20 protein-coding genes and 1 riboswitch are annotated in these 25,922 nt (G+C 60.2%); of the genes, 3 read left to right on the top strand and 17 right to left on the bottom strand.

The genetic code is table 11. The features are described 5' to 3' along the window. Positions 1–435 precede the first annotated feature (435 nt). A complete protein-coding gene (locus tag HNQ50_RS02130) occupies positions 436–1,836 on the bottom strand; it encodes an L-serine ammonia-lyase (RefSeq protein WP_184097066.1) in 1,401 nt (466 codons plus the stop codon). A gap of 180 nt (positions 1,837–2,016) precedes the next feature. Beyond that, positions 2,017–2,125: riboswitch (glycine riboswitch) on the bottom strand. Positions 2,126–2,197: 72 nt separating this feature from the next. Further along, positions 2,198–2,329: a hypothetical protein gene (locus HNQ50_RS22285; protein WP_281386111.1), complete on the bottom strand. Its 132-nt coding sequence runs from the start codon at positions 2,327–2,329 to the stop codon at positions 2,198–2,200. Positions 2,330–2,506: 177 nt separating this feature from the next. On the opposite strand from HNQ50_RS22285, the gene HNQ50_RS02125 reads away from it, so the two are divergent. After that, complete coding sequence (locus tag HNQ50_RS02125; RefSeq protein WP_184097064.1) at positions 2,507–3,409, top strand: ChbG/HpnK family deacetylase; 903 nt, start codon at positions 2,507–2,509, stop codon at positions 3,407–3,409. A 105-nt stretch (positions 3,410–3,514) separates the two neighbouring features. Here the strand turns inward: HNQ50_RS02125 and HNQ50_RS02120 are convergent, their stop codons facing one another. From HNQ50_RS02120 to aptA, 8 genes are all read right to left on the bottom strand, one after another. Further along, positions 3,515–3,835, bottom strand: coding sequence for a hypothetical protein (locus tag HNQ50_RS02120; RefSeq protein WP_184097062.1), 321 nt, complete (start codon positions 3,833–3,835; stop codon positions 3,515–3,517). An 859-nt stretch (positions 3,836–4,694) separates the two neighbouring features. Next, complete coding sequence (locus tag HNQ50_RS02115) at positions 4,695–5,858, bottom strand: M20 aminoacylase family protein (protein WP_184097060.1); 1,164 nt, start codon at positions 5,856–5,858, stop codon at positions 4,695–4,697. Positions 5,859–5,949: 91 nt separating this feature from the next. Then, positions 5,950–6,387, bottom strand: a complete 438-nt coding sequence (locus HNQ50_RS02110; RefSeq protein WP_184097058.1) for a DUF3592 domain-containing protein — start codon at positions 6,385–6,387, stop codon at positions 5,950–5,952. Positions 6,388–6,434: 47 nt separating this feature from the next. Next, positions 6,435–7,601 carry a hypothetical protein gene (locus tag HNQ50_RS02105; RefSeq protein ID WP_184097056.1) on the bottom strand — a complete coding sequence of 389 codons (1,167 nt, stop codon included), beginning with the start codon at positions 7,599–7,601 and terminating at the stop codon, positions 6,435–6,437. A 34-nt stretch (positions 7,602–7,635) separates the two neighbouring features. Next, a complete protein-coding gene (locus HNQ50_RS02100; RefSeq protein ID WP_184097054.1) occupies positions 7,636–9,126 on the bottom strand; it encodes a UbiA family prenyltransferase in 1,491 nt (496 codons plus the stop codon). Beyond that, positions 9,123–9,497, bottom strand: coding sequence for an EamA family transporter (locus tag HNQ50_RS02095; RefSeq protein ID WP_184097052.1), 375 nt, complete (start codon positions 9,495–9,497; stop codon positions 9,123–9,125). Before HNQ50_RS02095 ends, HNQ50_RS02100 begins: the two co-directional genes overlap by 4 nt. A 351-nt stretch (positions 9,498–9,848) precedes the next feature. Beyond that, on the bottom strand, positions 9,849–11,372 hold the full coding sequence (locus tag HNQ50_RS02090; RefSeq protein WP_184097050.1) for a CoA-acylating methylmalonate-semialdehyde dehydrogenase: 1,524 nt from the start codon (positions 11,370–11,372) through the stop codon (positions 9,849–9,851). Between the two features lie 553 nt (positions 11,373–11,925). Further along, positions 11,926–13,278 (bottom strand): omega-aminotransferase AptA, encoded by a 1,353-nt coding sequence (gene aptA / locus HNQ50_RS02085; RefSeq protein WP_184097048.1) that lies wholly within the window; start codon positions 13,276–13,278, stop codon positions 11,926–11,928. A 245-nt stretch (positions 13,279–13,523) separates the two neighbouring features. Here aptA and HNQ50_RS02080 point away from each other — a divergent pair, with 245 nt between their 5' ends. Both HNQ50_RS02080 and HNQ50_RS02075 read left to right on the top strand, forming a co-directional pair. Beyond that, positions 13,524–14,951, top strand: a complete 1,428-nt coding sequence (locus HNQ50_RS02080) for an aminotransferase-like domain-containing protein (protein WP_184097046.1) — start codon at positions 13,524–13,526, stop codon at positions 14,949–14,951. A 77-nt stretch (positions 14,952–15,028) separates the two neighbouring features. Further along, positions 15,029–16,213, top strand: a complete 1,185-nt coding sequence (locus HNQ50_RS02075; RefSeq protein WP_184097044.1) for a GGDEF domain-containing protein — start codon at positions 15,029–15,031, stop codon at positions 16,211–16,213. A gap of 121 nt (positions 16,214–16,334) precedes the next feature. On the opposite strand, the gene HNQ50_RS02070 is transcribed toward HNQ50_RS02075, so the two are convergent. From HNQ50_RS02070 to HNQ50_RS02040, 7 genes are all read right to left on the bottom strand, one after another. Continuing rightward, positions 16,335–16,532, bottom strand: coding sequence for a hypothetical protein (locus HNQ50_RS02070; RefSeq protein ID WP_184097042.1), 198 nt, complete (start codon positions 16,530–16,532; stop codon positions 16,335–16,337). Positions 16,533–17,330: 798 nt separating this feature from the next. After that, a complete protein-coding gene (locus HNQ50_RS02065) occupies positions 17,331–18,617 on the bottom strand; it encodes an NAD(P)/FAD-dependent oxidoreductase (protein WP_184097040.1) in 1,287 nt (428 codons plus the stop codon). Positions 18,618–18,648: 31 nt separating this feature from the next. Then, a complete protein-coding gene (speB, locus tag HNQ50_RS02060) occupies positions 18,649–19,590 on the bottom strand; it encodes an agmatinase (RefSeq protein WP_184097038.1) in 942 nt (313 codons plus the stop codon). Between the two features lie 159 nt (positions 19,591–19,749). Further along, positions 19,750–20,487 (bottom strand): type 1 glutamine amidotransferase, encoded by a 738-nt coding sequence (locus HNQ50_RS02055; protein ID WP_184097036.1) that lies wholly within the window; start codon positions 20,485–20,487, stop codon positions 19,750–19,752. 1 nt (position 20,488) lies between these two features. Further along, on the bottom strand, positions 20,489–21,856 hold the full coding sequence (locus HNQ50_RS02050) for an aspartate aminotransferase family protein (protein ID WP_184097034.1): 1,368 nt from the start codon (positions 21,854–21,856) through the stop codon (positions 20,489–20,491). A 756-nt stretch (positions 21,857–22,612) separates the two neighbouring features. Further along, positions 22,613–24,109 (bottom strand): aldehyde dehydrogenase, encoded by a 1,497-nt coding sequence (locus tag HNQ50_RS02045; protein WP_184097032.1) that lies wholly within the window; start codon positions 24,107–24,109, stop codon positions 22,613–22,615. Positions 24,110–24,196: 87 nt separating this feature from the next. Then, complete coding sequence (locus HNQ50_RS02040) at positions 24,197–25,489, bottom strand: NAD(P)/FAD-dependent oxidoreductase (RefSeq protein ID WP_184097030.1); 1,293 nt, start codon at positions 25,487–25,489, stop codon at positions 24,197–24,199. Between the last annotated feature and the right edge of the window lie 433 nt (positions 25,490–25,922).

Below are 25,922 nucleotides of genomic sequence, written 5' to 3'. Positions count from 1 at the left end.
CGTTGCTTTTGACGTGCCTCCCCTCCGGCAGTGCCGAGCATCGCAGCAAGGCGCGGGGTTTCGGCGGAGGGGTGTTTGAGGCCGCAGGCCGAGTTCCCGTAGCCAGCCGCGTCTTGTGAGAAGCGCAGGGAATTCGCGCAGCGAACGCTGTCGCAGGGGTCGCCTTTTCTTTGGTTACTTTCTTTTGGCGAAGCAAAAGAAAGTAACGTGCTCCGGCCACCGCCGGTATCCAAAACAACCGCGCCGCAGGCGCTAACAGCGGTTCATGTAGCAAGCCAACCATGGTGGATTGCCGCTACCGCTCCGAATCCACCCTACGCACTAACTACCCCCCACAATTTAAACCAGCCCCCGGATTCCCGGCCCGATGGCCTCCATCCGGGCTACGAACTGGCACGCACCAGCAAAAGGTCAGGCAAGCAGCAACTCACCAACCTAACACTCCACAATATTCACCGGCACTTCAACAATCTCAATCGCCAACCCGCCACGGGCCGTTTCCTTGTATTTGGTGTGCATATCCCGCCCCGTCTCCCGCATGGTGCGGATCACCCGGTCCAGCGAAATAAAATGACTACCGTCGCCCCGTAACGCCATCCGTGCGGCGTTGATGGCTTTCACCGCCGCCATGGCATTGCGCTCGATACACGGCACCTGGACTAATCCGCCCACCGGATCACAAGTCAGCCCCAGGTTGTGTTCCATGCCAATTTCCGCCGCGTTTTCTACTTGTTGTGGCGTACCGCCCAGCACCTCTGCCAGTGCGCCTGCCGCCATGGAACAAGCCGAGCCCACTTCGCCCTGGCAACCCACTTCTGCGCCAGAGATCGAGGCGTTGAGCTTGAACAGAATGCCAATTGCGCCGGCCGTGAGCATGAAGCGGACGATGCCTTCTTCCGTCGCGGCGGGCACAAAGCGCGCGTAGTAATGCAGCACCGCCGGGATGATGCCGGCAGCACCGTTGGTGGGAGCGGTCACCACGCGGCCGCCCGCAGCGTTTTCTTCGTTGACGGCCAGCGCGTACAGGTTGACCCAATCCATCACGGTCAATGGGTCAGAAAGCCCTGCTTCGGGCGTGCTGGTGAGCTTGCGGTATAACTGCGCAGCCCGGCGTTTGACTTTCATGCCGCCGGGCAGCACGCCTTCACGTTCGCAACCGCGTTTTACGCAGTCCTGCATCACCTGCCAGATCGCCAGCAAACCCTTGCGGATAGTGGCTTCATCGCGCCAGGCCAACTCGTTTTCCAGCATGATCTGGCTGACAGGTTTGCCTTCTTGCGCACACAGCGCCAACAGTTGGGCTGCGGTGGCAAACGGGTGACGTAACCGGGTGACATCGGGCGGGGTAAAGCCAGCCTCAATGGCGGCTTCATCCACAATAAAACCACCGCCAACAGAGAAATACGCGCGCCGCGACAGGCTGTTGCCGGCAGCGTCGAATGCCTCAAAAATCATGCCATTGGGGTGATACGGCAGGGCTTTGCGCTTGTGCAGCATCAGGTGTTCCGGCTCGCGAAACGTGACGCGGTGCTCGCCCAACAGATCAATCTGTTGCGCGGCGCGAATGGTGGCGATGCGCGCGGGTACGCTATCGACATCCACCGTGTCGGGTTCTTCGCCACAAAAACCCAGCATCACGGCCACATCAGAGCCGTGGCCTTTCCCGGTGGCACCCAATGAACCATACAGTTCGGCCCTGATGCTGTTCACTTGCGCCAGCGTGCCGTCCTTCGCCAGCCTTTGCACAAACTGCCGCGCGGCGCGCATGGGGCCCACCGTGTGAGAACTGGATGGGCCGATGCCCACTTTGAAGAGGTCGAAAACGCTGATTGCCATAGGCCCTGCCCTGCATGACCGACGGCTGGCATCGGTCTGGTGTAGAGGGGCTGGCGCGACAAAGGGACCACCCGGCGCCAGCCGTGTGTTGCCCCCTCTGTCCTTGGTGCCTGAGAGATTACGGCCGCGTGCGGCCTTGCTTCTTCGGCGGAGTCGGCAGACTCACTCTCCAGAGTGCCAGATTGCCGTGCAGTTCTTTTGCCTGAGAGTTTTCAGGGCGATACCCCTTCGGCGCCACGTCCGGCAGCTTGTGAACAAGCTCCACAGTGGTCTCTCCTGCCCGGCATTGATTGGCTGATGGGCAATGTAGACAGCAGCTTATGCCATGTCAATGCGGGGTTTGCGCGCAGTGGGCGGTCGGTCAGATGCCAATCTGGCGACCAATTTCCTGACGACGATTGTTGCCGCCTTCGGTCAGCACGGCGGTGGTGACACAACCGGCCAGGGTAGATGCAATAAGGGCAATAGCAATGAGATTGCGCAAGATTTTCATGACGTTAACCATAAAACTATTGTTGCTAATCAAGCACTTGATCATATGCCGATGGCAACACCGCGACACGTAACCATTCACGCTATCAGACCCGGTTTGCCGATATTGCGCCCTTTGATCCGGCGGCCAGAACCGCGCCCTATACTGGCCGCGTCTGTCCTTTACACCGGAGTCACCATGAGCACCTTGCAGGAAAAACTGGGGTTCAGCGCCAATGATCGCCTTCTGATCACCCATGCCGACGACGTGGGCATGTGCGAGGCCACCGTCAGCGCCTGGGAGGCGCTGGTGAACACGGGTCTGTTGAGTTCGGCCTCTACCATGGTGCCGTGCAGCTGGTTTCCGTATGCCGCAGAAATGGCCAGCAAACTGGGCAGCAAGGCCGATCTGGGTGTGCATTTGACGCTCAACTCAGAACGCCAGCGCTATCGCTGGGCCCCGCTGACCACACATGACCCGGCCAGCGGGCTGGTGGATGAACAAGGGTATTTTCACAACCTGGCCCGCCCCACACACCTGAAGGGCGACCCTGCCGCCGCACACAGGGAACTGGCCGCGCAGATTGCCCGTGCCCGCCAGTTCGGGGTGGATATCACCCACGTGGACAGCCATATGCTCACGCTGTATCACCCGGCGTTGATGCCCATTTACCTTGATCTGGCAGCGCAAAACGGCGTGCCTACCCTGATCCCGGATGTCGATGGCCAGACCGTGGCAGACATGTGCGTGATCCCGCTGGCAGAAGGCGAAGCCGTCGCCCAGCAGTTCCAGCAAGCCGCCGCAACGGGTAAAACCGTATTGGTAGACAGCTTTGCCGGCCTGCCATTCAACAAGCAACTGGCACAAAAAGAGCGGCTGGCTTTTGCCTGTGAATGGCTCGATAGCCGTGAGGCTGGCGTGCATGTGCTGGTCGGTCACCCCGCCGATGACACGCCAGAACTGCGTACCCTGGCTCCCGACGTGGCAACCCGGGTAGCAGACCGGCTGCTGCTGGGCAGTGACGAGTTTGGCCGGGCGGTTGAGGAACGCGGTTTCAAGCTGATTGGCATGCGCGAAATCCGCGACGCCATGCTGCGTTGAGCCCCAGCAAAAAAGGCCGTCAGCTTTGCAGCTGACGGCCCAAAGGTGTCGGGCTATGACACCAATCCCCAGGAAAGACTACTCCTGACATGAGGTATGCAACTCTCACTGCATACCGCATCCTTGCGGCGCTGGCGGTGGACCAGACGCCTCTTTCGGCGGCGGCCGGTGCTTGCCGCTGCGACCAGAATCATTTGGACCACCCGGGCCATCTGGCGGCGGGCCACGATGACCGTGCTGGCCAGACTCAACCGTGCTATCACCATCGTCTTTCAGAGCCGGCGGCGGCCCGCACCGGCCTTGCGGCGCAGACGCACTCCAGTCGCTGTCATTCATTGACGGCGGCGGCACGCCATCGACCGCCCCGGCCACATAACTCGCGCCAACCAGCACCAGGCCGGTGACCAGCAAACTCACTACTTTCATGCGCATCCCTGCATGACTGAACACGGATACCAGGTTAACACGGGCAATGGCCGCCAATTGCATACAGATGTAAGCGCCAAGTGGCTGGACGGGCGTGCCGTGTATGGGTGGGTGTCGCGGCGGGTAATTGATACGGGGAGGTACAAACTGGTGTGACTGGGGTCACGTGGTGAGGCGTTTGCTAGTGTGGTCGTGGTGATGGGCTGATGGTACAGGCCATCTGTGGTTGCCGTCCCCGGCGGTCCCCTGGATTCCCGCCAAGGGGGCCCCCGAGGTCGGGAATGACGAAGTGCGGAGATGCACAGACCAAGCTTGCTGGCAGACGGTTTGCGAGGTTGGGGTTGGGGTTGGGGTTGGGGTTGCTTTTGATGTTGCCGTTGTTTTTGACTTGTCTCCCCTTCGGCAGTGCCGAGCATCGCAGCAAGGCGGGGGGTTTCGGCGAAGGGGTGTTTGAGGCCGAAGGCCGAGTTCCCGCAGCCAGCCGCGCCTTGCGAGAAGCACAGGGAACCCCGAAGGGGCGCTGTCGCAGGGGGCGCCTTGGTTCCTTTCTTTGGGGCCGCCGAGGTGGCGAAGCACCTCGGCGGCCCCAAAGAAAGGGACGTGGGCCCGGCACTCCGGGTATCTAAAAACACCCGCGCCGCCAGGCGCTAACACGCAGCCATCGCAATCGGTGGATTGTCGCTAACGCTCCAAATCCACCCTACCCGCCTGGCCACCTGCGGTGCCCACACTGGATTCCTGCTTCCGCAGGAATGACGATATAACAGAGCCGGCAAGCACCGCTTGCCTGCCATCATCGCCATTCCGAAAACTTCCCTCTGCACCCGGACCGCGAAAAGCTACCGAGCGGCAAAGGCCATCAAGCCTTCAAATACCCTTCCGCCAGCCCCACCCACATCCCTGCCCCCGGCGTCAGGCAGCCATCATTAAAGTCATATCCAGGGTTGTGGATCATGCAAGACCCTTCCCCATCGCCATTCCCGATAAAGAAATAACAACCGTTGGGATTGGCATCGAGCATATAGGCAAAGTCTTCACTGCCCATCAACGGCCGGGCGCCGTAATGGGCGCTGGCTTCACCAAACAATTGCGCCGCCACGCCGTGGGCAAAGCGCGTCTGGGTTTCGTCGTTGACCAGCACGGGCGTGCCGTGGCGGGTTTCAATGGTGGCGGTGGCACCAAAGCTTTGCGCCTGCAGACGTACCACATCTTCAATGCGGCTTAACAAGAGTTTGCGTACCTGCCGGTCAAGCGCCCTTACGCTCAGTTTCATCAGCGCGCTGGCCGGCACCACGTTAGCCACATCGCCAGCCTGGATCGAACCGACGGTGATCACAGCCGCATGCTGGGTATCGATATTGCGCGACACAATGGTCTGCAGTGCCAGGGTGATACTGGCCGCAACCACAATCGGGTCGACCGTGGTGTGCGGCAAGGCGCCATGCCCACCCTTGCCGTGGATGGTGACATCCAGACTATCGGCCGAGGCCATGAACGCGCCGCTGCGAAAATAGAACTGGCCCACCGGTAACCCCGGCATATTGTGCATGCCGAAAATGGCATCACACGGAAAACGCCGGAACACGCCCGCCTCGACCATGGCCTGCGCACCACCCAGGGCTTCTTCAGCGGGCTGAAAGATCAGATTGAGCGTGCCATTAAAATTGCGGGTTTGCGCCAGATAACGCGCGGCCCCCAGCAGCATGGTGGTGTGACCATCATGTCCGCAGGCATGCATGCGATTGGGGATCTGGCTGGCCCACGGTTTGGCGGTTGCCTCGTGAATTGGCAAGGCGTCCATATCGGCCCGCAAGCCCAGGGTTTTGTGACCGGTACCCGCCTTGAGCACGCCGACGACACCGGTTCTGGCGATGCCACGGTGAACTTCATAGCCCCAGCTTGCCAGTTTTTCTGCCACCAGGTCGCTGGTGCGGCTTTCTTCAAAGCCCAGCTCCGGATGGCGATGAATACTGCGGCGGATTTCAGTGAGCTCCGGTTCGAAGCTGCGCAAGGTATCAAACATGGCGGGTTCCAGAGGAATGAATCAACGGCTCACCCTGTTCATGCTAAACCGGGTGTGGGCCTACGCAATGCAAAGCGGCGATATGGCGGGTTCAGCGGGCTTTGCGGCGCAACACCAGGGCCACCAGCCAGGCCAGCAGACCGGCCGCGCCACAGACAATGGCAGGCAGCCATTGCTCGGTGAACTGGTTGACCTGGGCGGCGCCAGGGCGATCGGGCGGGTACATGACGGCAACGGTGTCGCCGTGATGCAGCGCGGGCCACTTGCCGGTTTGCAACGGGACAAAATCAATGATCTGGCCATCTGCGGTGCTAAAGCGCACCAGTGGCTTGCTGTTGGCGTCCGAGCCAATCATGTTGACCACTTTGCCCTGCGCCGCCACGGTGCCATCGCGCCGATCATAAGCACGGGAAGCCAGAATGATGGCGGCCAGCGAGAACACCAGCGCGGCCAGCATGGCCACCAGGACGGGAAGCGGCCGGCTGGTACGGCTAGAAACAGGAGGATTGCGCCTGGAAGCAGCTTTCATGAAAACACGGGCCTGTCCGGATTCGGGCTTGCCAGTCTACCAGAGCCTCAAGGCGTGGTCTGGGCCTGATTCTGATAGAAACGCCGCAAGGCATGAGAGAGCCCGCAGGCCAGCATGGTCACCAGACCCATGTACAACATGCTCAGATTGCGCATTTCACCCGGATAGCAGAACAGCAAAAACAGCGGTACGTTGATCAACAGCGCCAGCCACAGATACTGCCGCACATAGCGCGGTAATTGCGGCCAGCCAGCACGCACCACCAGCGCCACCAGCAAGAGGTTGATCAGGTTAAAACTCTTGGGGGTGATGAAGCCGTACTGGAATTCAAACCCCTTCAAATGCCCCAGGTAGCGAAAGTACTGCAGTTGCTGCCACAGGTGAAACTGCACCATATCGCCCGGATTGCCCGCGTAGTGGGCTTTGACCAGCGAATAGGTCATCCCGCTGAGCAGCACAGTCAACCCCGCCCAAAGCGCCCCTTTGCGCCAGCCAAAACGGTGGGCCAGCAAGGGGTACAGGGTGATAGAGAAAAAGAAAAAAGCTTCTTTGTTATACGTGGCCAGGGGGGCCAGCAACACCAGCCAGACCGGCGCAAAGCGCAGCGCCAGCCAGAATGCCAGCGCATAGAAAAAGAGTTCGGTGAAATCGTAGAAGTTGCCACCGACAGTGAGAAACATGGGAAAAACCAGCACAAAGACGGTGGCCGCAATGGCAGAGGCAAAACGGTCTGCCGTCAGTGCCACACCAACGCGCCACAAGATCAGCGCCGCGCCGGCAAAGGCCAGAAACCCCAGCAGGTACACGTAGTAGAACGTCATCTGCATGCCGGCGGGCTGATTCACCGCCGCGATCACGCTCGAGTAATGCTGGGCCATGTTGTCAAACTGGAGGATCTCTTGCAGTCGGGCCTGCAAGCCGGCCGGGGTGTGCGCCTGTAGCCATTGCGCCAGTTCTGGTAACAGCCGGCGGTAAATCCACGGCCGTTTGGCCGTGCCATCCAGCATCTCTTGCAGCAAACAGGGCGCGCTGGCATCCGGGCCAACGCTACAAAAGCCCCATTTGGCAAAGAACGCACCATAAGCCGCCGCACAACTGACAAAGAACACCGCCAGAAACGGGATCACCCGTACCAGCGTGGTCACGCGGTCCAGCAAAGACCGGCCCGAGCGCGCCGGGGCTTGTGGCGTCAGCACAGCCACATCTTCAATCATGGGGCACTCCTGGTCCAGCACGTCAACGACAGGCTCACAGGAACGCCCCCAGCGCCACGATGATGGCCGCCACCACGGCCGTTTGCTGGCTCACCCGGTCACGCACGGCAAAGACCACCGGGTCATCCTGCACCAGGCCGCGATTGGCCATCAGCCACAGGCGGCAAACCCAGAACATCAGCAGCGGGCACAGCGCCCACAACACGCGCGGCGTTTTGTACAGGGGGCCAACATCCGGGCTGTTGATATACAGCGCCAGCACCAGCACGCTCAACAGGCAACTGGAGACGCCCATGGCCATCACCACAAACTGGTCGGCCACCAGGTAATTGCGGCCAGACACTTTGTCCCGCCCGGCTTCTTCCAGTGCCAGCAATTCCGTGTACCGTTTGACCAGCGCCAGCCCCAGGAAGATGAACATGGAGAACGACAGCAGCCAGAACGACGGCACCACTGCAATGGCCGCAGCGCCCGCAATGATACGGATGGTATAAAGCGCCGCCAGCAGCACCACATCGACCGCCATCTTGCGTTTGAAGCTGAACGAATACGCGCTGGTCAGCACCAGGTACACCAACAACACGGCCAGCAATTGCGGCGAGATCACCGCAGCCAGCAAGAGGCCGGCCAGCAGCAGCACTGGCACCGCGACAAAGCCCACGCCGAGTGGCAATTCGCCCGAAGCAAACGGACGCTTGCGCTTGCGCGGATGCAGCCGGTCAGATTCCAGATCCAGCAAATCATTGACCAGATAGATCGACGACGCGCACAGGCCAAAAGCGATGAAGGTCGCCACGCCCGCACCGGCAGACGCAAAGTCGCCCAGCTTGTGCGAAACCAGCAGCGGAATGAACACCAGGATGTTTTTCAGCCACTGATGCACCCGGGCTGCCCGCACAAAGGATTTCCACATACCACGCACGGGCACATCATTGGTCAATTCGGCCACCTGGCCTTGTGTGCGCATGAACCACGCCCGCGCCGTGCTATCTGGCCGCACGCAACGGGCCACGCCCGCCTCCTGCCAGATCGCCACATCATCCGCACTGTTGCCGATGTATTCAAAACTGCGCTGCCCCACCACCTGCTTGATGGCATCAAGCTTGCGCGAGCTGGAGACATTGACCCCATTACCCGAGGCCAGCACCCCATCGAACACGTTGAGATGCCTGGCTACCGCCGCGGCTATTCGCTCGTCAGAAGCCGTCGCCAGCCAGACCTCTACGCCGGCCTTGCGCGACTCATCCATATACTTGAGCACCGCCGGGTTATACGGCAGCAGCGAAGGGTCGAATTCAAAATCGGTGGCCAGTTTCTTTTTCAGGTCAGCCTTGCCGCCAAACAACCAGAAAATGACGCGGAAAAAAGTCCAGATCGAGCGCTTGACCTGAAACAGCAGGGATTCAACCAGCATATCCGTGGCCACCAGCGTGCCATCCAGATCCACAAACAGATAGCGCGGACGCTGTGCGGGTCCAGGTTGCGCTGGCTGTGCCGCCTGCGCTGCAAAATCGGTTGTGCTCATTTGGTCCCCACAATGTAAACACCCAGCGCCACGATGCAGCTGCCCACAATCTTCCAGGCCGAGATTTGTTCATTGAAAACCAGTCCGCCCAGCACCACGGTCACGATCAGACCCAGTGCCACAAACGGATACGCGGTGCTGACATCCACCCGCGCCAGCACGCCAAGCCACACCACCGCGCCGCCAAAATAAAGCATCAGGCCACCTAGCACCCACGGATTAAGCGCCACGCCAGTGGCCAGCGCAGGCAAGTTCATGGAATGCAGTGCGCGCTGGATACCTTCATCCACCATGCCGCGTTTGAGCAGCATTTGCGCACAGGCCGAACAACTGACACTAATCAGGATCAGCGTGAAAATGAGCCGGGACATGCGTTCCCTCCAGGGCTTACGATTCGTTGCATTGCACAATTACAATAACTTTCCATTGTTTCAGTTTCAACAACTAAAAGTTTTCTCACACAGAAAGCATTGGTGATTTTGCAGTAATTTGCAGCCTTTCAGCAAGCTGGCTCGATAAAGTGTTTCGGATAAACGGCAGCAAACAACACCTTGTAGTTTCATAAAAACAACTACATTTAGGGGTCGGGTCATTTCCAGCATTTTTCCTTACAAAAATGGGTGTGATCTGGATCACCGATAAAACAAAACCCCGGCCAGAGCCGGGGTTTTGTTTTGGGCCTGTAGCACACCCATGGTGCTGGGTCACCACGCGTAAGGCGGTCACTTCATATTGGGCATGACAAATTCCGGGCCGGCCTGGCGGTTGCCCGGCCAGCGTTGGGTGACGGTTTTCAGACGGGTATAAAAACGCACGCCTTCTGGTCCATGCATGTGGTGGTCGCCAAACAAGGAGGCTTTCCAGCCACCAAAGCTGTGGAACGCCATCGGCACCGGAATCGGCACATTCACACCCACCATGCCAATCTGGACCGACGCCGTGAAGTGCCGCGCCGTGCCCCCATCCCGCGTGAAAATGGCCGCCCCGTTGCCAAATTCGTGCTCATTGACCAGTTTGACGGCGGCGGCGTAATCCGCCACCCGGCTCATGGCCAGCACCGGGCCAAAGATTTCTTCCCGGTAAATTTTCATGGATGGCGTCACATGGTCAAACAGGGAGCCGCCCAGGAAGAAACCGTTTTCGAACCCGGCCAGTGCAAAGCCCCGGCCATCGACCACCAGCTCTGCCCCTTCCGCCACGCCGGCATCAATGTACCCTTTCACCTTGTCCCGATGCGCACCAGTGACCAGCGGGCCCATTTCTGCGGTTTGATCCAGAGAGTGGGACACCTTGAGTTTGGCAAGACGTTCCACCAGCTTGGACCGCAAGGTGTTGGCCGTTGCCTCGCCCACCGGCACCACCACCGAGATCGCCATGCAACGCTCACCAGCGGCACCGTAGGCGGCGCCCATCAAGGCATCGGCGGCTTGGTCCATATCGGCATCGGGCATCACCACCATATGATTCTTGGCCCCGCCCAGCGCCTGCACCCGCTTACCGTTGGCAGTACCGCGTTCATAGATATAACGCGCGATCGGCGTGGAACCGACAAAGCTGACGGCTTGCACGTCCGGGTGATCCAGCAGCGCATCCACCGCCATCTTGTCACCCTGCACCACGTTGAATACCCCATCGGGCAAACCGGCTTCTTTCAGTAAGCGGGCAATTTCCAGCGACGCGCCAGGCACGCGCTCGGACGGTTTGAGCACAAAACAGTTACCGCAGGCGAGCGCCACCGGGAACATCCACATCGGCACCATGGCCGGGAAATTGAACGGCGTGATACCGGCGACCACGCCTAGTGGCTGGCGCAAAGAAAAACTGTCGACCTCGGTGCCGACATTCTCGGTCATCTCTGTCTTGAGTAATTGCGGAATCCCGGTGGCAAACTCCACCACCTCCAGGCCGCGCTGCAACTCGCCCAGCGCATCAGCATCGACCTTGCCGTGCTCCTGGCTGATCAAGGTAGCCAGCGCTTCCAGGTTTTCTTCCATTAACCGCAAGAACTTGAACAACACGCGCGCCCGGCGCAGCGGCGGGGTGGCAGCCCACGCCGGAAACGCCTTCTTCGCACTAGCGACCGCCGTGGCGACGTCTTCAGTGGTCGCCAGCACCACCCGCCCGCTCACCTCGCCCTTGCTGGGATTGAACACCTCGCCAAACCGGCTGGAAGCGCCTGGAACCTGCTGGCCGCCGATCCAGTGCAGCGCGGCGGCAAGTTGTTTGATGTCTTGATTGGAAGTCATGTTTTGTATTCCTGGTTCAGGTTAATGCTGGGCTGGCCGGATGGTGGGTTCACTCCGGCCTGCCGGTTGTTTGTTTGCGTCGTCACGTTTGCCAAGGCAAGGCCACCTGCGGCGGCCTGCTGGATTCCGGCTCAAGGGGGCCGGACCGGAATGACGAGTCAGTGGGGTGCGTGTTGCTGTTGTCTTTGCCTCTGGCATTGCTGTCGCCTTTGACGTTGCAGTTGCTTTTGACCTTTCTTCCCCTCCGGCAGCGCCAAGCATCGCAGGGAGGGCCGGGGTTTCGGCGTAAGGGTGTTTGAGGGCAAAGCCCGAGTTCCCTGGAGCCAGCCGGCCCTCACGAGAAGCACAGGGAACCCGAAGGGCGCTGTCGCAGGGGGCGCCTTTCTTTGGTTACTTTCTTTGGCGAAGCAAAGAAAGTGACGTGCCCCGGCCACCGCCGGTATCAAATGCTTTTAAAACCCGCGCCGTCAGGCGCTAAAAACCACAGCAATATGAACAGGCTAGCCACCCCGGATTCCCGCTTCGCTCCATCCGGGCTACGAAGCAGCGCACCTTATCCCATCACCCTCTTCACACACCGCCGCAACCCATCCACCATCGCCCCAATCTCACCTTCAGTCGCAATAAACGGCGGCCCCATCGCCACAGTGTCCCCCGTCACCCGGAACAAAAAGCCTTCCTCAATGCCCGCCTCAAACAGCTTGTAGGCACGCAAACCGGGCGAGCCCTCAATCGGGGCCAGATCAATGGCGGCAGCCAGACCAATATTGCGGATATCCAGAATCCCGGCGTCACCCTTCAGGCTGTGGATAGCGTCTTCCAGCACCGGTTCCAGCGTGCGGGCCCGATCCAGCAGACCGTCTTGCTCAATGATATCGAGCACCACATTGCCCACGGCCGCGGCCAGCGGGTGGCCAGAGTACGTATAGCCGTGCATGAACTCCACGGCATGCGCCGGGCCAGCCATGAAGGTGTTGTAGATGTCGTCCCGCACGATGACCCCGCCCATGGGCACCACGCCGTTGGTAATGCACTTGGCGAAGGTGATCATGTCCGGCGTTACGCCAAAACGTTGTGCGCCAAACCACTCGCCCACGCGACCAAACCCGCAGATCACCTCATCAAAAATCAGCAAGATGCCGTGTTTGGTGCACAACTCACGCAGGCGTTGCAGATAGCCTTCCGGGGGCACCAGCACACCGGTCGAGCCAGCCATGGGCTCGACGATCACGGCGGCAATGGTGGAGGCATCATGCAGCGCCACCAGGCGTTCCAGTTCGTCGGCCAGGTGCGCGCCCCATTTGGGCTGACCACGGCTGAAGGCCATTTGCGAGAGGTTCCAGGTATGCGGCAAATGGTCCACGCCGTTCAGCATCAGCGGGGCAAACATTTTGCGGTTGGCGACCATACCGCCGACTGAAATCCCGCCCATACCCACGCCGTGATAACCCCGTTCCCGGCCGATCAAGCGCGTACGGGTGGCCTCGCCCCGCAGACGGTGATAGCCAATGGCCATCTTCAGCGCGGTATCGACCGACTCTGAGCCGGAATTACAGAAGAACACATGATCCAGACCTTGCGGTGCCAGGTGGGCGATGCGCTCGGCCAGGCGCAACGTTTGCGGATTGGCCAGCTGGAACGCCGTGCTGTAGTCCAGCGTTTCGGCCTGTTCTTTCAAAGTCTGGGCAATACGCGGATCGCCATGCCCCAGCGCGCTGCACCACAGGCCAGACAGGCAATCAAACAGCGTTTTACCCTCTGCCGTCTGGTAATACGCGCCCTTGGCAGACACCAGCGTGCGGGTGGCCGGGTTGGCCTTGAACGCGCGGTTGCCGGTAAACGGCATCCAGTAGGGTTCTGCATTGAGCTGGGTGCTATCCAGCGCGGTTGGGTGTTTGGCATTCATGGGCAAGCTCCACGACGGGGATGGGATGCTTGCAATGTACGCAGCCGGGCCAGACACGCATATATACAGTTGCGCAAGTCAGCGGCAGAACTGTCTATATCGCGCTGCCAATACAGTTGGCCGGCATGCCCGGAAATGGCCGCTTTTCTGCGTTGCAGCGCCGCAATGGTGCAAGATGTCGGGCCTTGCGCTCTGTACATATACAGTGTGTATGATGGGTGGGTTATCCGGACTTCATCGCCACCATGAATCAGCGCCCCGCCCTGCCCGTATTTACTCTGGACCCCGCCAGCGCAACGCCGCTGGTCACGCAGCTGCATGACGCCATTGCTGCGCAGATCAGCCGTGGTCTGTGGCAGCCTGGCATGCGTTTGCCCTCGGTGCGGGCACTGGCCCAAGCCTGCGCCGTCAGTACGCTCACGGTGACCAATGCCTACAACCGCCTGGTGGCCGAGGGCTATGTCGAGGCGCGGCGCGCCAGTGGCTATTTTGTCCAGGCGCGCTTGCCAGAAACACCACGTGCCCGCATCAGCGAGCCACCGCTCTCTATCGACTCGTTACTGTTGTTGCAGCGTGTGTATGGCGATGACTCGCTCAGCATCAAACCCGGTAGCGGCTGGTTGCCAGATCAATTGCTGTTTACCGATGGCATCAAGCATGGCCTGGCGACGCTCTCCCGCCGTCAGCCCAATGCCTTTGCGCGTTACGGCCATGCTTATGGTTATGTGCCGCTGCGCCAGCAAATCCAGACCCAACTGGCCGCGCGCAATATCGACGCCGCACCTGAGCAGATCATCCTCACCCACGGTGCCAGCCACGCGCTGGACCTGATCGCCCGCACACTCTTGCAACCTGGCGATACCGTGCTGGTGGATGACCCCGGTTATTGCAACCTGTTGCCCACCTTGCGCCATATGGGTGTGAACATCGTCGGGATTGAGTTCACCCCGCAAGGGCCCAATACCCAGGCGTTGCAACGCGCGGCGGAACAGCACAAACCCAAGGCGTTCTTCACCAACACCAATTTGCAAAACCCCACCGGGGCCAGTTGCTCCCCGGCGACCGCTTTCCGCATTCTGCAACTGGCGGGCCAGCACGATTTTTATGTGGTGGAAGACGATATCTTTGCCGACTTGCACCCGGCCACCGCGCACAGTCTGGCGGCGCTGGACCAATTACAGCGGGTGGTTCATATCAGCAGTTTTTCCAAGACGATCTCCCCCAGCTTGCGCGTAGGGTTTATTGCGTGCGATCACGCACTGGCAGAAAAACTGGTGTTCGCCAAAATGGCGCAGGGTCTGACGACATCCGAGATCAACGAACAACTGGTGCATGCCATTCTGGTGGAAGGCAACCATCGCTCCCACCTCACCCGCCTGCGGGCCCGGCTGGCAGAGGCGCAACAGCAAGTGGGCGATGCACTCACCGCGTGCGGCATGCAACTGTTCCACCGTCCTGCCGGCGGCATGTTTGTCTGGGCCGGCCTGCCGGCTGCTACCGACATGCACGCGCTGGTGGCCGATGCCGCCCGTCAGGGCATGCTGCTGGCGCCGGGCTATCTGTTCAAGCCGGACCAGTCTGCCACACCGTGGATGCGCTTCAACGTAGCGCATGCCCAGTCAGCGGAGTTGTACCGGTTTTTACAAAAAATCACTCTGGGTTCAACGTCTTAGCCACGCTTCACTATACTGGCAGTCAGGGCTGGCCCGGATCGCGGGACAAAAAGCCCGGCTGATGCAGTTGGGGGGCGATGATGTCTGGCGAAGTCGTGCATACCTTCGGCTTTACGGTTTATTTTGTATTCGCCCTGATGTTTACCTGGGCCAGCCACATCCAGCGCACCAACCCGGGTGCTGGCTGGTGGGCCTTGTCGATCTCCAGCGCCTTCTTTGCGCGGCTACTGTATTTTGCGCTGCTCTATACGGGTGACACGCGGCTGATCATCACGGCTTACGCCTTCTTCATCGTGCTGGAAAAGCCCTTGATGCTGACCGGCATCGTACGGTTTCTGAACCTGCCCATCACCACCCGCTGGTTCTGGTTCATTGCCGCTCTGGCAGACCTTTGGCTCGCCATCGCCTGGGTGGGTGAGTTTGATGGTTTCACGCGTATTGCCGGTTACTCGCTCATCAATACCAGCCTGCTGGCTTGCGCCGCCTGGCTGATTTTCCGGCATCACAAGGTCGTGCCGGGCCTGTCGCTGCGGATTGCCGCGCTCGCCTGTCTGGCCCTCGCTGCCCATTGGTTAACGGCCCCGGTGTTCATCCAGCTTTACCCGGCGTGGGCAACGACCGGCTTTGCCGTGGGCACCATGCTGACGCTGGTGCAGTATCTGTCGCTGCTGACGGCCGTACTCTCGCTGTTCCAGAAGCGTTTGCTGGAATCTGAAGCCCGTGCGCTGGATATGGCCTTTCTGGACCCGCTGACCGGCCTGAACAATCAGCGTTACATGACCACCCTGTTTGATCAGGCCTTGTTACTGGCAACCCGGCCACACCACATCGTCGCCATTTTTTATATTGATCTGGACAACTTCAAACCGGTGAACGACAAGGCCGGTCACGCGGTCGGGGACGAGGTGCTCAAAGCCATGGCGCAGCGCCTGAAAGACTGCACCCGCAGCACGGACATCTGCGCGCGGGTGGGTGGCGATGAATTTGTGGTGATTGGCACGCAGTTCACCCGGGAATTCCAGGTGGAAGAAATGGCGCGGAAACTGCTGGAGCATGTGTTATTGCCAATTGAAGTGGGTGGATACACGTTTCAGTTGGGGGCGAGTATTGGTGTCAGCCTTTACCCGGAGCATGGCAATAGTCTGACGGAGCTGGTGCAGTGCGCGGACAAGGCGATGTATCACATCAAGCGCAATGGCAAGAGTGGGGTGGCGGTTTATGGGGGAGAGACGGCGGGTGGGTTGGGGCTGAGGGAGGCGTGAGTGGTTTGCCGGTTTGGCTGAACCCTTGAACCCTTGAACATAGTGTTAGCGCCTTGCGGCGCGGGTTTGAAAGGCGTTTGATACCCGCGGTGGCGGGAGCACCCTAATTTGCAGTACACATTTATCGTGCAACTTGCTTCGCCACCTCGGCGGCCCCCTCCGTCGGTCGGGAGCCTTGGGTCTCCTCCACTCCTTCGGCGCTTGGCTTTAACGGGGAGGAAAAGTCAAAAACAATCCCAACTTCAACGGCAACAGCAACGGCAACAGCAACGGCAACAGCAACAGCAACAGCAACAGCAACGGCCAATTCAACACGCATTCCAATACCTCGTCATTCCGGCCTTGAGCCGGAATCCAGCTGCGATGTATGCATGCCTGCAGGGTGGGTTCGGAGTGGTGGTGGTCCTCCACCGCAAGCAGCCCGTTGGGCTGCGGACTGGATTCCTGCTTCCGCAGGAATGACGAGCCAGTGGGCTGGGGATAACGCCTTCATACTTGCCAATATTGCCGCTGGATTCCCGCCTTCGCGGGAATGACGCAGTGGTGGGCACGGTGAACCATTCTTGCAAGCAGATGGTTTGCCTGGGTTGAGTGGCTTTGGCTTTGGCTTTGGCTTTGGCTTTGGCTTTGGCTTTGGCTTTGGCTTTGGCTTTGGCTCTTGATGTTGCCGGTGCTTTTGATGTTGAAGTTGCTTTTGACGTACCTCCCCTCCGGCAGCGCCGAGCATCGCAGCGAAGTACGGGGGGCCGCCGAGGCGTTTCGGCGTAAGGGTGTTTGAGCCCAAAGGGCGAGTTCCTGCCCCTTGGGGGTACCCCCACAAAGTCGATCATCCCATCGGATGACAGTGGCAGCGGGGCTGGAGCCAGCCGGACTTTGCGAGAAGCGCAGGGAACCCGAAGGGCGCTGTCGCAGGGGTCGCCTTTCTTTGGTTACTTTCTTTGGCGAAACAAAGAAAGTAACGTGCTCCGGCCACCGCCGGTATCAAAACCACCGCGCCGTCAGGCGCTAACAGCAGTTCAAGCTTTTACGACCGCCACGGTGGATTGTCGCTCCCGCTCCAAATCCACCCTACACCTCCAGAACCATGCCCTCGCCAGAGAACGGCTCCTGAGCCAAGCTAAACCATCTCCCTCAATTGGTGATACCACACCCCCAACCGTAACCACGTCCCATGCATCGCCGCCCCGCCGGGATACGGAAAATGTTTAAGCCGCGAAAACAAATCAAACCGGGATGCCTGGCCGGCAATGGCGTCCGCCACCATCTGCCCGGCAATCCCCGTCAACGCCACGCCGTGCCCGGAAAAGCCCTGCAGGTAATAGAAGTTTTCGTCCACCCGGCCAAAATCGGGCGCGCGGTTCATGCTGACATCCACAAACCCGCCCCAGGCATATTCAATTCTGGCCCGCGCCAGCGGTTCAAACACCTCACCCAGCCGGTGCTGCATTTGCGGTATCAACGCCTGCGGGTCGGCCTTGCCGTTGCTGATACGACCGCCAAACAACATGCGGTTGTCGGCCGAGAAACGGAAATAATCAATCATGAAATTGGTATCACACACCGCACAGCGATGACGGATCAGGTGCGCGACCAGGGACTCCGGCAAAGGCTCGGTCGCCACAATGAACGAACGTACCGGCATGATCCGGGCCGTCACTTTGGGCAGCAAATCACCCAGCCAGGCATTCCCCGCCGCCACCACAAAGCGGCAGCGCACCTGGCCCTGATCGGTGTGGACCACCGGATTTGCGCCCCGCTCAATCCGCTTGACCCGGCTGTGCGCGTGAATCTGCACGCCTGCGGCCCGCGCCGCGCGGGCCAGGCCAAGGCAATATTTCAGCGGATGAACGTGACCGGATAACGCATCGTGTGCGGCCCCGACATAGCGCGGGCTGCTAATCCAGCCCGGCACCTCGGCCCGCGGGATGGCGCGGATGGCGTGATAGCCAAAATCCTTTTGCAAAGACGCCGCCCAGTCATCCAGATCATCAGCCTTGCGGGTGCTGGTGGCCACGTGCAGGTAGCCTTTGACCAGATCACAAGGGATATCGTATTGCGCCACGCGCTGGTGCAAGAGGTGAACGCCATCAACCGAGATATCCCACGCGCGGCGTGCGTCAGCGGCACCCAATTGCCGCACGACTGGCTCGTCTTTGGCAAAGCCGACCAGCACCTGACCCCCATTTCGGCCAGATGCGCCCCACCCCACGCGCTCGGCTTCCAGCACCACCACAGAGAACCCGCGCTGGCGCAGTTCCAGCGCGGCAGAGAGGCCAGAATAACCCGCGCCAATGACACAGACATCGGCTTCGATGCTGCCTTGCATGGGCGGATCATCCGGTTCGCGCTGGACACTGGCTTCGTACCAGGAGTGCTGCACCATGGCGGTTTCACGCAAGTTCATCTGTGGTTTCCCTGGTCAGTGTTGCTGGCGCTTATCCGCGCAGCAACCGGGCGCTCTGGCCGGACAGCCATGCCCAGGTGATATTGGCGGCCATGTTCACGGTCAGTTCAGCGTGGTCATACGCCGGGGCGACTTCCACGCAATCCATGCCGGCCCAATCCAGATCGGCCAGCTCTTCGATCAAGGTGAGCACCTGGTTAGAGGTCAGGCCACCCGGTTCCGGCGTGCCGGTGCCGGGCGCAAAAGACGGGTCCAGGCAGTCGATATCACAGGAGAGATAGAGCGGCAGATTGCCCTGTGCGGCGACACGGCGGCGAATGTCATCAATCACCGGTTGCAGCTCGGCCGGTTTTTCCAGGCCGCGCAACATGCGCGAGGTCCATACCTTGCCACCCATGTCGTTCACGTATTCACGCGCTTCGCGCACGCCGGCCGAGCGGATGCCCACCTGCACCGTGGCCTTGGGGTCAACCAGCCCTTCCGTAATGGCTTCGTAAACCCAGGTGCCGTGACCAGAGGGTTCGCCAAAGTGATCCACCCAGGTGTCGCAATGCGCATCGAAATGCAGCAGCGCCAGCGGGCGGCCATAGTGTTTGCGGTAGGCGCGCAACAGCGGCAGCGTGATGGAGTGATCACCGCCCAGCCAGCACATGCGGCGCTGGGCAATCAGGTTCTCTACCTGCGGTTGCAGCGCGGCGCGCATGGTATCGATGCTGGTATTGGGCGTGCGCAAATCTCCGGCATCGGCCAGCAGATCCAGCGGGCTGACGTCGAAATGCGGGTGGATACCATCACACAGCATGAGGCTGGCGCGGCGGATGGCTTCCGGGCCAAAACGGGCCCCCGGACGGTTGGTGACTGCGCCGTCGTAAGCCACGCCGGCAATACCGAGCGGGCGCTCCGGGGCGTCCGCCAGGCGCGGCACGCCCATGAAGGTGGTTGACGATAAATAGGCAAAACCATAATCAGACATTTTGTGTCGTCCTCTAAAAAGCGGGACAAGCGCATTCAAGCCCTGGAACCAGGGGCATAACTCGTAGCGAGAAGCTGTCAGCGGAGTGAAGAGCAGCGCGCAATGTACTCAAGTACATGAGGATTTTGAGCAGCGCCCGATCACAGCTTCGCAGTAGAGTTATGCCCCTGGTTTAGCGAAGCGGCTCAACCAGCGGTGATAAATATGATCGGCCAGTCGCTGACTGGCCGCTATTTGCTGTCGCGTTGAAATTTCAATCAACCCTGGGGACTGCACCCAGGGCTCACCAGCGGCCTCCTCCACCTCGTGCGCGCTGGTGTGCAGCCAGCCGCCGATCTTGGGGGTATCCACCTCAATATGAAACTGCATGCCCAGGTGAAGTTCACCCAGCGCAAAGGCCTGATTGGCGCAACCGGGGCTGACCGCCAGCCGCGTGGCGGCTTCTGGCGTGGCGAAGGTATCGTAATGCCATTGCATGACACACGGCCCGGTGTGCTCACCAAACCAGTAGCGCGCCAGCGGGTGATCATTGATGGTGATCTGCGTCCAGCCGATTTCCGGTTGCGCACCCCGGGTAACGGGCGAGCCCAGCGCCCGCGCCATCAACTGCCCACCCAGGCAATGCCCAATAACCGGAATACCCCGGGTAAACGCGTCACGGATCAAGGCCTCCGCCTGACGCAATGCGGGTAAATCATCATTGGCGCCCATCACACCACCCAACAATGCCAAACCGCCAAAACCGGCAATGCTGGTGGGCAAATCCACACCTTCATCTGTTTTGGCCAGTTGCCATGGCTGACCCACTCGATCAAGCCATGTACCGAGGTACGCCGGTTGGTCATCTGGCGCAAACTGGATCACCAGCGCAGGTAGCCGGGAGCTATTGTGCGGCATCTCAGGCCCCCAGTTCGGTGAGCATTTCGGCCATATTGGCCAGCAACCGCGCCACTTGCCCATGCCCGGTGGCCGGGCCGGCCAGCATCATGTTATGGAACGGGGTCAACAGTGTGCCCCGGTTCAACAGCCCCAGATGCAACGTCGCCGTCAGCTCGGCATTTTCTGCTGCCGCCGCCTGAGCGGCAGTGACCGGCGCGCAAGTACAGAACTGCAACTCCAGCCGGGCGCCCAGGCGCGTGACACTCCACGGCAGGCCGTGGCTGTGGATCATTTCTTCCAGCCCTTGCGCCAGGCCATTGGCGACACCAATGGCGTGCTCGTACGCGGCGGGTGTAATCACCTGCTCCAGCGTGACCGCCAGCGCCTGCATGGCCAACTGGCTGCCAGAGAGCGTGGTGCCAATACCGGAGTGCCCCGGCGCAGCGGCCTGTTTGGCGGCGCGCATACCGCGGGCAATTTCGGCCGTAAAACCGTACACGGCACACGGGACACCGCCGGCAATGGCTTTGCCAGCCACCAGGAAATCCGGATTGAGCCCCCAGGCCCTGGTGTAGCCGCCCCACGCGGTAGAGAGCGTATGGGTTTCATCCAGCGCCAGCAGCGTACCGTGCTGGCGGCAGGCAGCGGCCAGTTCTTCCAGAAAACCCGGCTGCGGCAACACCATACCGCAGTTGGTCAGCGCCGGTTCCGTCAGCACCAGCGCCACATCACCCTGTGCCAGCGCCTGGCGTACGGCGGCAATATCGTTGAATGGCACGCTGACCGAATGCTGGGTGAGGTCATACACCTGGCCCAGCAAACTATCGCGCGCAGTGGTTTTGCCGTTGACCAGATCCACCAGCGTGTCATCCACCGTGCCGTGATAACAGCCATCAAACACCAATACCTTGCTGCGCCCGGTGATGGCACGTGCCCAGCGGATGACAAAGCGGTTGGCATCGCTAGCCGTGGTGGCCAGTTGCCAGAATGGCAGGCCGAACATCTGCGCCAGCCGCTCCCCCACCGCCACGGTTTTTGCCGATGGCAACATGGCCGTCAGCCCGGTACGGGCGGTCTCGGCCAGCATGGCCGACAACGGCGCCGGGGTATGCCCGAACATGGCGCCGGTATCGCCAAGACAAAAATCGTCGTACTCCAGGCCATCCACACAACTCACGCGCGAGCCCTGGGCTTCTTTCAGAAACAGTGGCGACGGGCTGGGCCAGTCTTGCATCCAGTGCAACGGCACGCCGTACAAAAAGTGCTGGCTGGCCAGCCGGTGTTGACGCAACGATTCCGGATGCAGGTCATTGAAACGGGCGATTTCCCGTTGCCAGACCTGTTTGACGCGCTGGGCTGAAATGGACGACGCAGCGATGGTGTTCATGGTGTTGAATATCCGGTTGGTGCGTTGATTGCATCGCCTCTTGAGGCGGGTTTTGTTTCCTGGTGAAGCTGTTTTTTTATGCGCCCTTCGGCGCGGTTGTTTTACATGCCGGGGAGCCCGGCTGAACCTTAAAACCTGAAACCTTGTTAGCGCCTTCGGCGCGAGTAAAAGCATTTCACACCGGGGGTGCCCGGACCCACGTCACTTTCTTTGCTTCGCCAAAGAAAGTAACCAAAGAAAGGCGACCCCAGCCCGGCGGCCCTCCGGGCTGCCCTCAGTCGGTCGGGAGCCTAAGGTCTCCCTCCACTCCTTCGGCGCTTGGCTTTAATGGGGGAAGAAAGTCAAAAACAACCCCAACCTCGAAAACCGTCTGTTTGCTCATCGCAAAACAGCTATACGACTTCAGTTGCTATCCACCGTAAGCAGCCCGATGGGCTGCGGACTGGATTCCCGCCTCCGCGGGAATGACGAAGTGAGAAGCCCAACCCATCAATTCCGTATACAGACGACTTATGCTGTTGCTGTTGCTGTTGCTGTTGCTGTTGATCTTCCCCCCCTTTCAAGGACTTTTCCGATTGAGGGAGGGAGACCCCAGGCTCCCGACTGATTGAGGGAAGCCCGGAGGGCAAAAGTCCGGGGGCTGCCTTTCTTTTGGGTACTTTTCTTTGGCAGCCAAAGAAAAGTACCGTGCTCCGGGCACCCCCGGTATCAAATGCCTTTAAACCCGCGCCGAAGGCGCTAACAGGGGTTCTGGTTTTACCGCAACCGCACCAGCGTCGACTTCAACTCCGAATACTTCTCCAACGCATGCAAAGACTTGTCGCGTCCATTGCCAGACTGTTTGTAGCCACCAAACGGGAAATTCATATCCCCGCCTTCGTCATAACAATTCACCCACACCGTCCCGGCGCGCAGGCGGCGGGCGCCCTCGTGGGCGGTGGTCAGGTCGCCAGTCCACAACGCAGCGGCCAGGCCGTATTCGCTGGCGTTGGCCAGGGCAATGGCTTCATCGAGCGTGTCAAAGGTCACCACAGAGAGCACCGGGCCGAAGATTTCTTCGGCAGCAATGCGGGCCTCCTGGCTATCCACCTCAAACACGGTCGGCTCAATGTAATAACCGCCGGTGTCCTGCAGTACCCGGTTGCCCCCGGTCACCAGCCGCGCTTCGCCACGGCCGGTTTCGATGTACGACAACACGCGATCCAGCTGGATGTTGTCGACAATCGCGCCCATGGCGGTGTTCGGGTCCAGCGGGTTGCCCGGGCGCCAGCTCTTGGCTTTTTCCACCAGCTTGGCAATAAATTCATCTTTGATGGCGCGATGCAACAACAGGCGCGAACCGGCAGTACACATCTCGCCCATGTTGTAGAAAATGCCGCCTGCGGCAGCGCTCACGGCGCGGTCCATATCCGGGCAATCCGGCATGACAATATTGGCGGACTTGCCACCCAGCTCCAGCCATACGCGCTTGAGGTTGGATTGGCCGCTGTGCGCCATCAGTTGCTTGCCGACATAGGTAGAACCGGTAAACGCCAGGCAATCGACATCCATATGCAGCGCCAGTTGTTTACCCGCGTCACCAAAGCCCGGCAGCACGTTGAACACCCCAGCCGGGATGCCGGCCTCAAACGCCAGTTGCGCCACGCGGATGGCCGATAACGGGGATTTTTCCGATGGCTTCAGGATCACGCTATTGCCCGCAGCCAGCGCCGGGCCAAATTTCCAGGCGGCCATCAGGATGGGGAAATTCCACGGCACCACCGCGGCGACCACGCCGATGGCTTCCCGCGTGACCATGCCGACCAGGTGATGATCAACCGGGGCGATCTCACCGCCCACTTTGTCGATGGCTTCGGCATACCACTGCACGCAGTAGGCCGCGCCGGGGACATCCACCGTGGTGGTGTCGCCAATCGGCTTGCCGGCGTCCAGGGTTTCCAGCAAGGCGATTTCTTCCATGTGCTCGTTCAAGAGCGCCGCCCAGCGCAGCATGATTTCCTTGCGTTTGCGCGGGTTCAGGCCATTCCACACACCGGCTTCAAAACTGCGGCGGGCGGCGGCAACAGCACGGTCTACGTCGGCTTCGCCGCAATGGGCGACGCGGGTCAGCACCTTGCCGTCGATGGGGCTGATGCAGTCAAACGTCTTGCCAGTGGCCGCGTCGCTCAGTTCGCCATCGATAAAAGCACGACCTTCAATCTTCAGTGCCGCAGCCTGGGCTTGCCAGTAAGCGAGGTCTTTTTGCAGAGTCATGTGGGTCTCCAGTGAGGTGTGAGGCGTAAGGAGTCAGGCGTGGATTCTGGTGTGCTGGTTTTCCCCTCACCCTTCACGCCTCCCTCCTCACATCAAGTCTTTAAGGCGGAACCACGCCATGGCGAGGACCAGGGACGGCGTGCGCAACATGGCGCCGCCGGGAAAATCCCGGTGTTTAAGCCGGGTGAAGATATCAAAGCGTTCGGCCTGACCGGCAATGGCTTCGGCCATCAATTTGCCAGCCAGCCCGGTCACGTTCACACCGTGACCCGAGAAACCCTGGGCAAAGTAAACGGTGTTGCTCAGGCGGCCAAAATGCGGCGCGCGGGTCATGGTGATATCCACAAAACCGCCCCAGGCATGGCTGATTTTCACATCTGCCAATTGCGGAAACGTCTTGAGCATGTCGGCGCGCATGGCTTCGCTCAGGTTGGTGGGCTGCATGGTGGAATAGCTGACTTTGCCGCCCCACAAAATGCGCTTGTCGACCGTGGGGCGGAAGTAATCCAGCGCAAACTGGCTATCGCAAATGGCAGCGCCTGCGGGCATGAGTTTTTCAAAGCGTTCTTGCGGTAACGGCTCGGTGGTAATCACGTATGTACCGACCGGCATGATCTTGCGATCCAGCGCGGGCGAGAGCGTGTGGATAAAGGCATTGCAGGCCAGCACTACAAATTTGGCATGCACCTCGCCCTGGTCCGTTTTCACCACATTGGTCTGGCCCTGCTGCAAGGATTGCGCGCAACTGCCTTCATAAATCCGCACCCCTGCCGCCACGGCGGCACGCGCCAGGCCCAGGTTGTAGTTGAGCGGGTGCAGATGGCCGCTGTCTTTGTCTTGCAGGCCGCCCAGATAACGGTCGGAGTCGATAAACCGGCCCATATCGGCCGCTTCAATGTATTCAAAGGCATGGTAGTCAAAGCGTTTGGCGGCTTCGTCACGCCAGGCTTTCAGTTCGGTCACATGGCGCGGTTTGTTGGCGGCGGTCAGATAGCCGTCGCGCAGATCGCACTCAATGCCATGTTTGGCGATACGTTCGCGGATGATGGCTACAGATTCCAGCCCCATATCCCACACGCGCTTGACGTCCTCTGCCGGCAAATCGCTGGCAAAGGTGTCGATTCCGCAGGCATAACCGGCAATCATCTGGCCGCCATTACGGCCGCTGGCGGCCCAACCGATGCGGCCGGCTTCCAGCACCACGACCGAGAGACCCCGTTCTGCCAGGTTGAGCGCAGCGCTAATGCCGGTCAGTCCGCCGCCGACGACCACGACGTCGGCATCCACGCGACCGGTCAGGGCCGGATGACGCGTGTGGTCATTGGCAGTGGCGACGTAGTAAGAGTCGATGTGTTCGGCGTTGGCGATGGGGGTGGTCATTTTTTCTGTTTCCGTGTTTGGCGTTTCTGGTCTGGCTGTATGACCCGTTAGCGCCTGACGGCGCGGTGTTTCACGATTACTGGTGTACCACTTCGTTATTCCTGACTTCGGCACCCTTGGGCGCGCATTCCGTTGCGCCGTCCGCGAGGATGGAGATGTCAACCTGTTCAACTACCTCGTCATTCCGGCCTTGAGCCGGAATCCAGTCCGGCCGCCGATAGGTGGCCTTTACTGGCCGAAGCCAAAAACCTTGAACCCCTGTTAGCATCTGACGGTGTGATTGTTTACAGCCCGGCGGCCCCCTCAATCAGTCGGGCGCCTGGGGTCTCCCTCCCTCAATCGGAAAAGTCCTCGACAGGGGAGAAAGTCAAAAACGACTGCCAGGTCAAAAACAAATCCAGCTGCAACTACCAAAACCGTCTTCGTAGGGTGG

It is taken from the genome of Silvimonas terrae, from assembly GCF_014202765.1.
GTDB lineage: Bacteria > Pseudomonadota > Gammaproteobacteria > Burkholderiales > Chitinibacteraceae > Silvimonas > Silvimonas terrae.
Note: the sequence above shows the minus strand (reverse complement) of the source record. Positions and strands in the feature narration are given on the sequence as shown.

Coding starts and splice junctions, on each gene's coding strand:
- HNQ50_RS02045 (WP_184097032.1), bottom strand. CDS start 24,109: ATGACTCTGCAAAAAGACCTCGCTTACTGGCAAGCCCAGGCTGCGGCA.
- HNQ50_RS02105 (WP_184097056.1), bottom strand. CDS start 7,601: ATGATTGAAGATGTGGCTGTGCTGACGCCACAAGCCCCGGCGCGCTCG.
- HNQ50_RS02090 (WP_184097050.1), bottom strand. CDS start 11,372: ATGACTTCCAATCAAGACATCAAACAACTTGCCGCCGCGCTGCACTGG.
- HNQ50_RS02075 (WP_184097044.1), top strand. CDS start 15,029: ATGATGTCTGGCGAAGTCGTGCATACCTTCGGCTTTACGGTTTATTTT.
- HNQ50_RS02130 (WP_184097066.1), bottom strand. CDS start 1,836: ATGGCAATCAGCGTTTTCGACCTCTTCAAAGTGGGCATCGGCCCATCC.
- HNQ50_RS02125 (WP_184097064.1), top strand. CDS start 2,507: ATGAGCACCTTGCAGGAAAAACTGGGGTTCAGCGCCAATGATCGCCTT.
- HNQ50_RS02050 (WP_184097034.1), bottom strand. CDS start 21,856: ATGAACACCATCGCTGCGTCGTCCATTTCAGCCCAGCGCGTCAAACAG.
- speB (WP_184097038.1), bottom strand. CDS start 19,590: ATGTCTGATTATGGTTTTGCCTATTTATCGTCAACCACCTTCATGGGC.
- aptA (WP_184097048.1), bottom strand. CDS start 13,278: ATGAATGCCAAACACCCAACCGCGCTGGATAGCACCCAGCTCAATGCA.
- HNQ50_RS02120 (WP_184097062.1), bottom strand. CDS start 3,835: ATGAAAGTAGTGAGTTTGCTGGTCACCGGCCTGGTGCTGGTTGGCGCG.
- HNQ50_RS02055 (WP_184097036.1), bottom strand. CDS start 20,487: ATGCCGCACAATAGCTCCCGGCTACCTGCGCTGGTGATCCAGTTTGCG.
- HNQ50_RS02115 (WP_184097060.1), bottom strand. CDS start 5,858: ATGTTTGATACCTTGCGCAGCTTCGAACCGGAGCTCACTGAAATCCGC.
- HNQ50_RS22285 (WP_281386111.1), bottom strand. CDS start 2,329: ATGAAAATCTTGCGCAATCTCATTGCTATTGCCCTTATTGCATCTACC.
- HNQ50_RS02080 (WP_184097046.1), top strand. CDS start 13,524: ATGAATCAGCGCCCCGCCCTGCCCGTATTTACTCTGGACCCCGCCAGC.
- HNQ50_RS02100 (WP_184097054.1), bottom strand. CDS start 9,126: ATGAGCACAACCGATTTTGCAGCGCAGGCGGCACAGCCAGCGCAACCT.
- HNQ50_RS02070 (WP_184097042.1), bottom strand. CDS start 16,532: ATGCGTGTTGAATTGGCCGTTGCTGTTGCTGTTGCTGTTGCTGTTGCC.
- HNQ50_RS02065 (WP_184097040.1), bottom strand. CDS start 18,617: ATGAACTTGCGTGAAACCGCCATGGTGCAGCACTCCTGGTACGAAGCC.
- HNQ50_RS02095 (WP_184097052.1), bottom strand. CDS start 9,497: ATGTCCCGGCTCATTTTCACGCTGATCCTGATTAGTGTCAGTTGTTCG.
- HNQ50_RS02040 (WP_184097030.1), bottom strand. CDS start 25,489: ATGACCACCCCCATCGCCAACGCCGAACACATCGACTCTTACTACGTC.
- HNQ50_RS02110 (WP_184097058.1), bottom strand. CDS start 6,387: ATGAAAGCTGCTTCCAGGCGCAATCCTCCTGTTTCTAGCCGTACCAGC.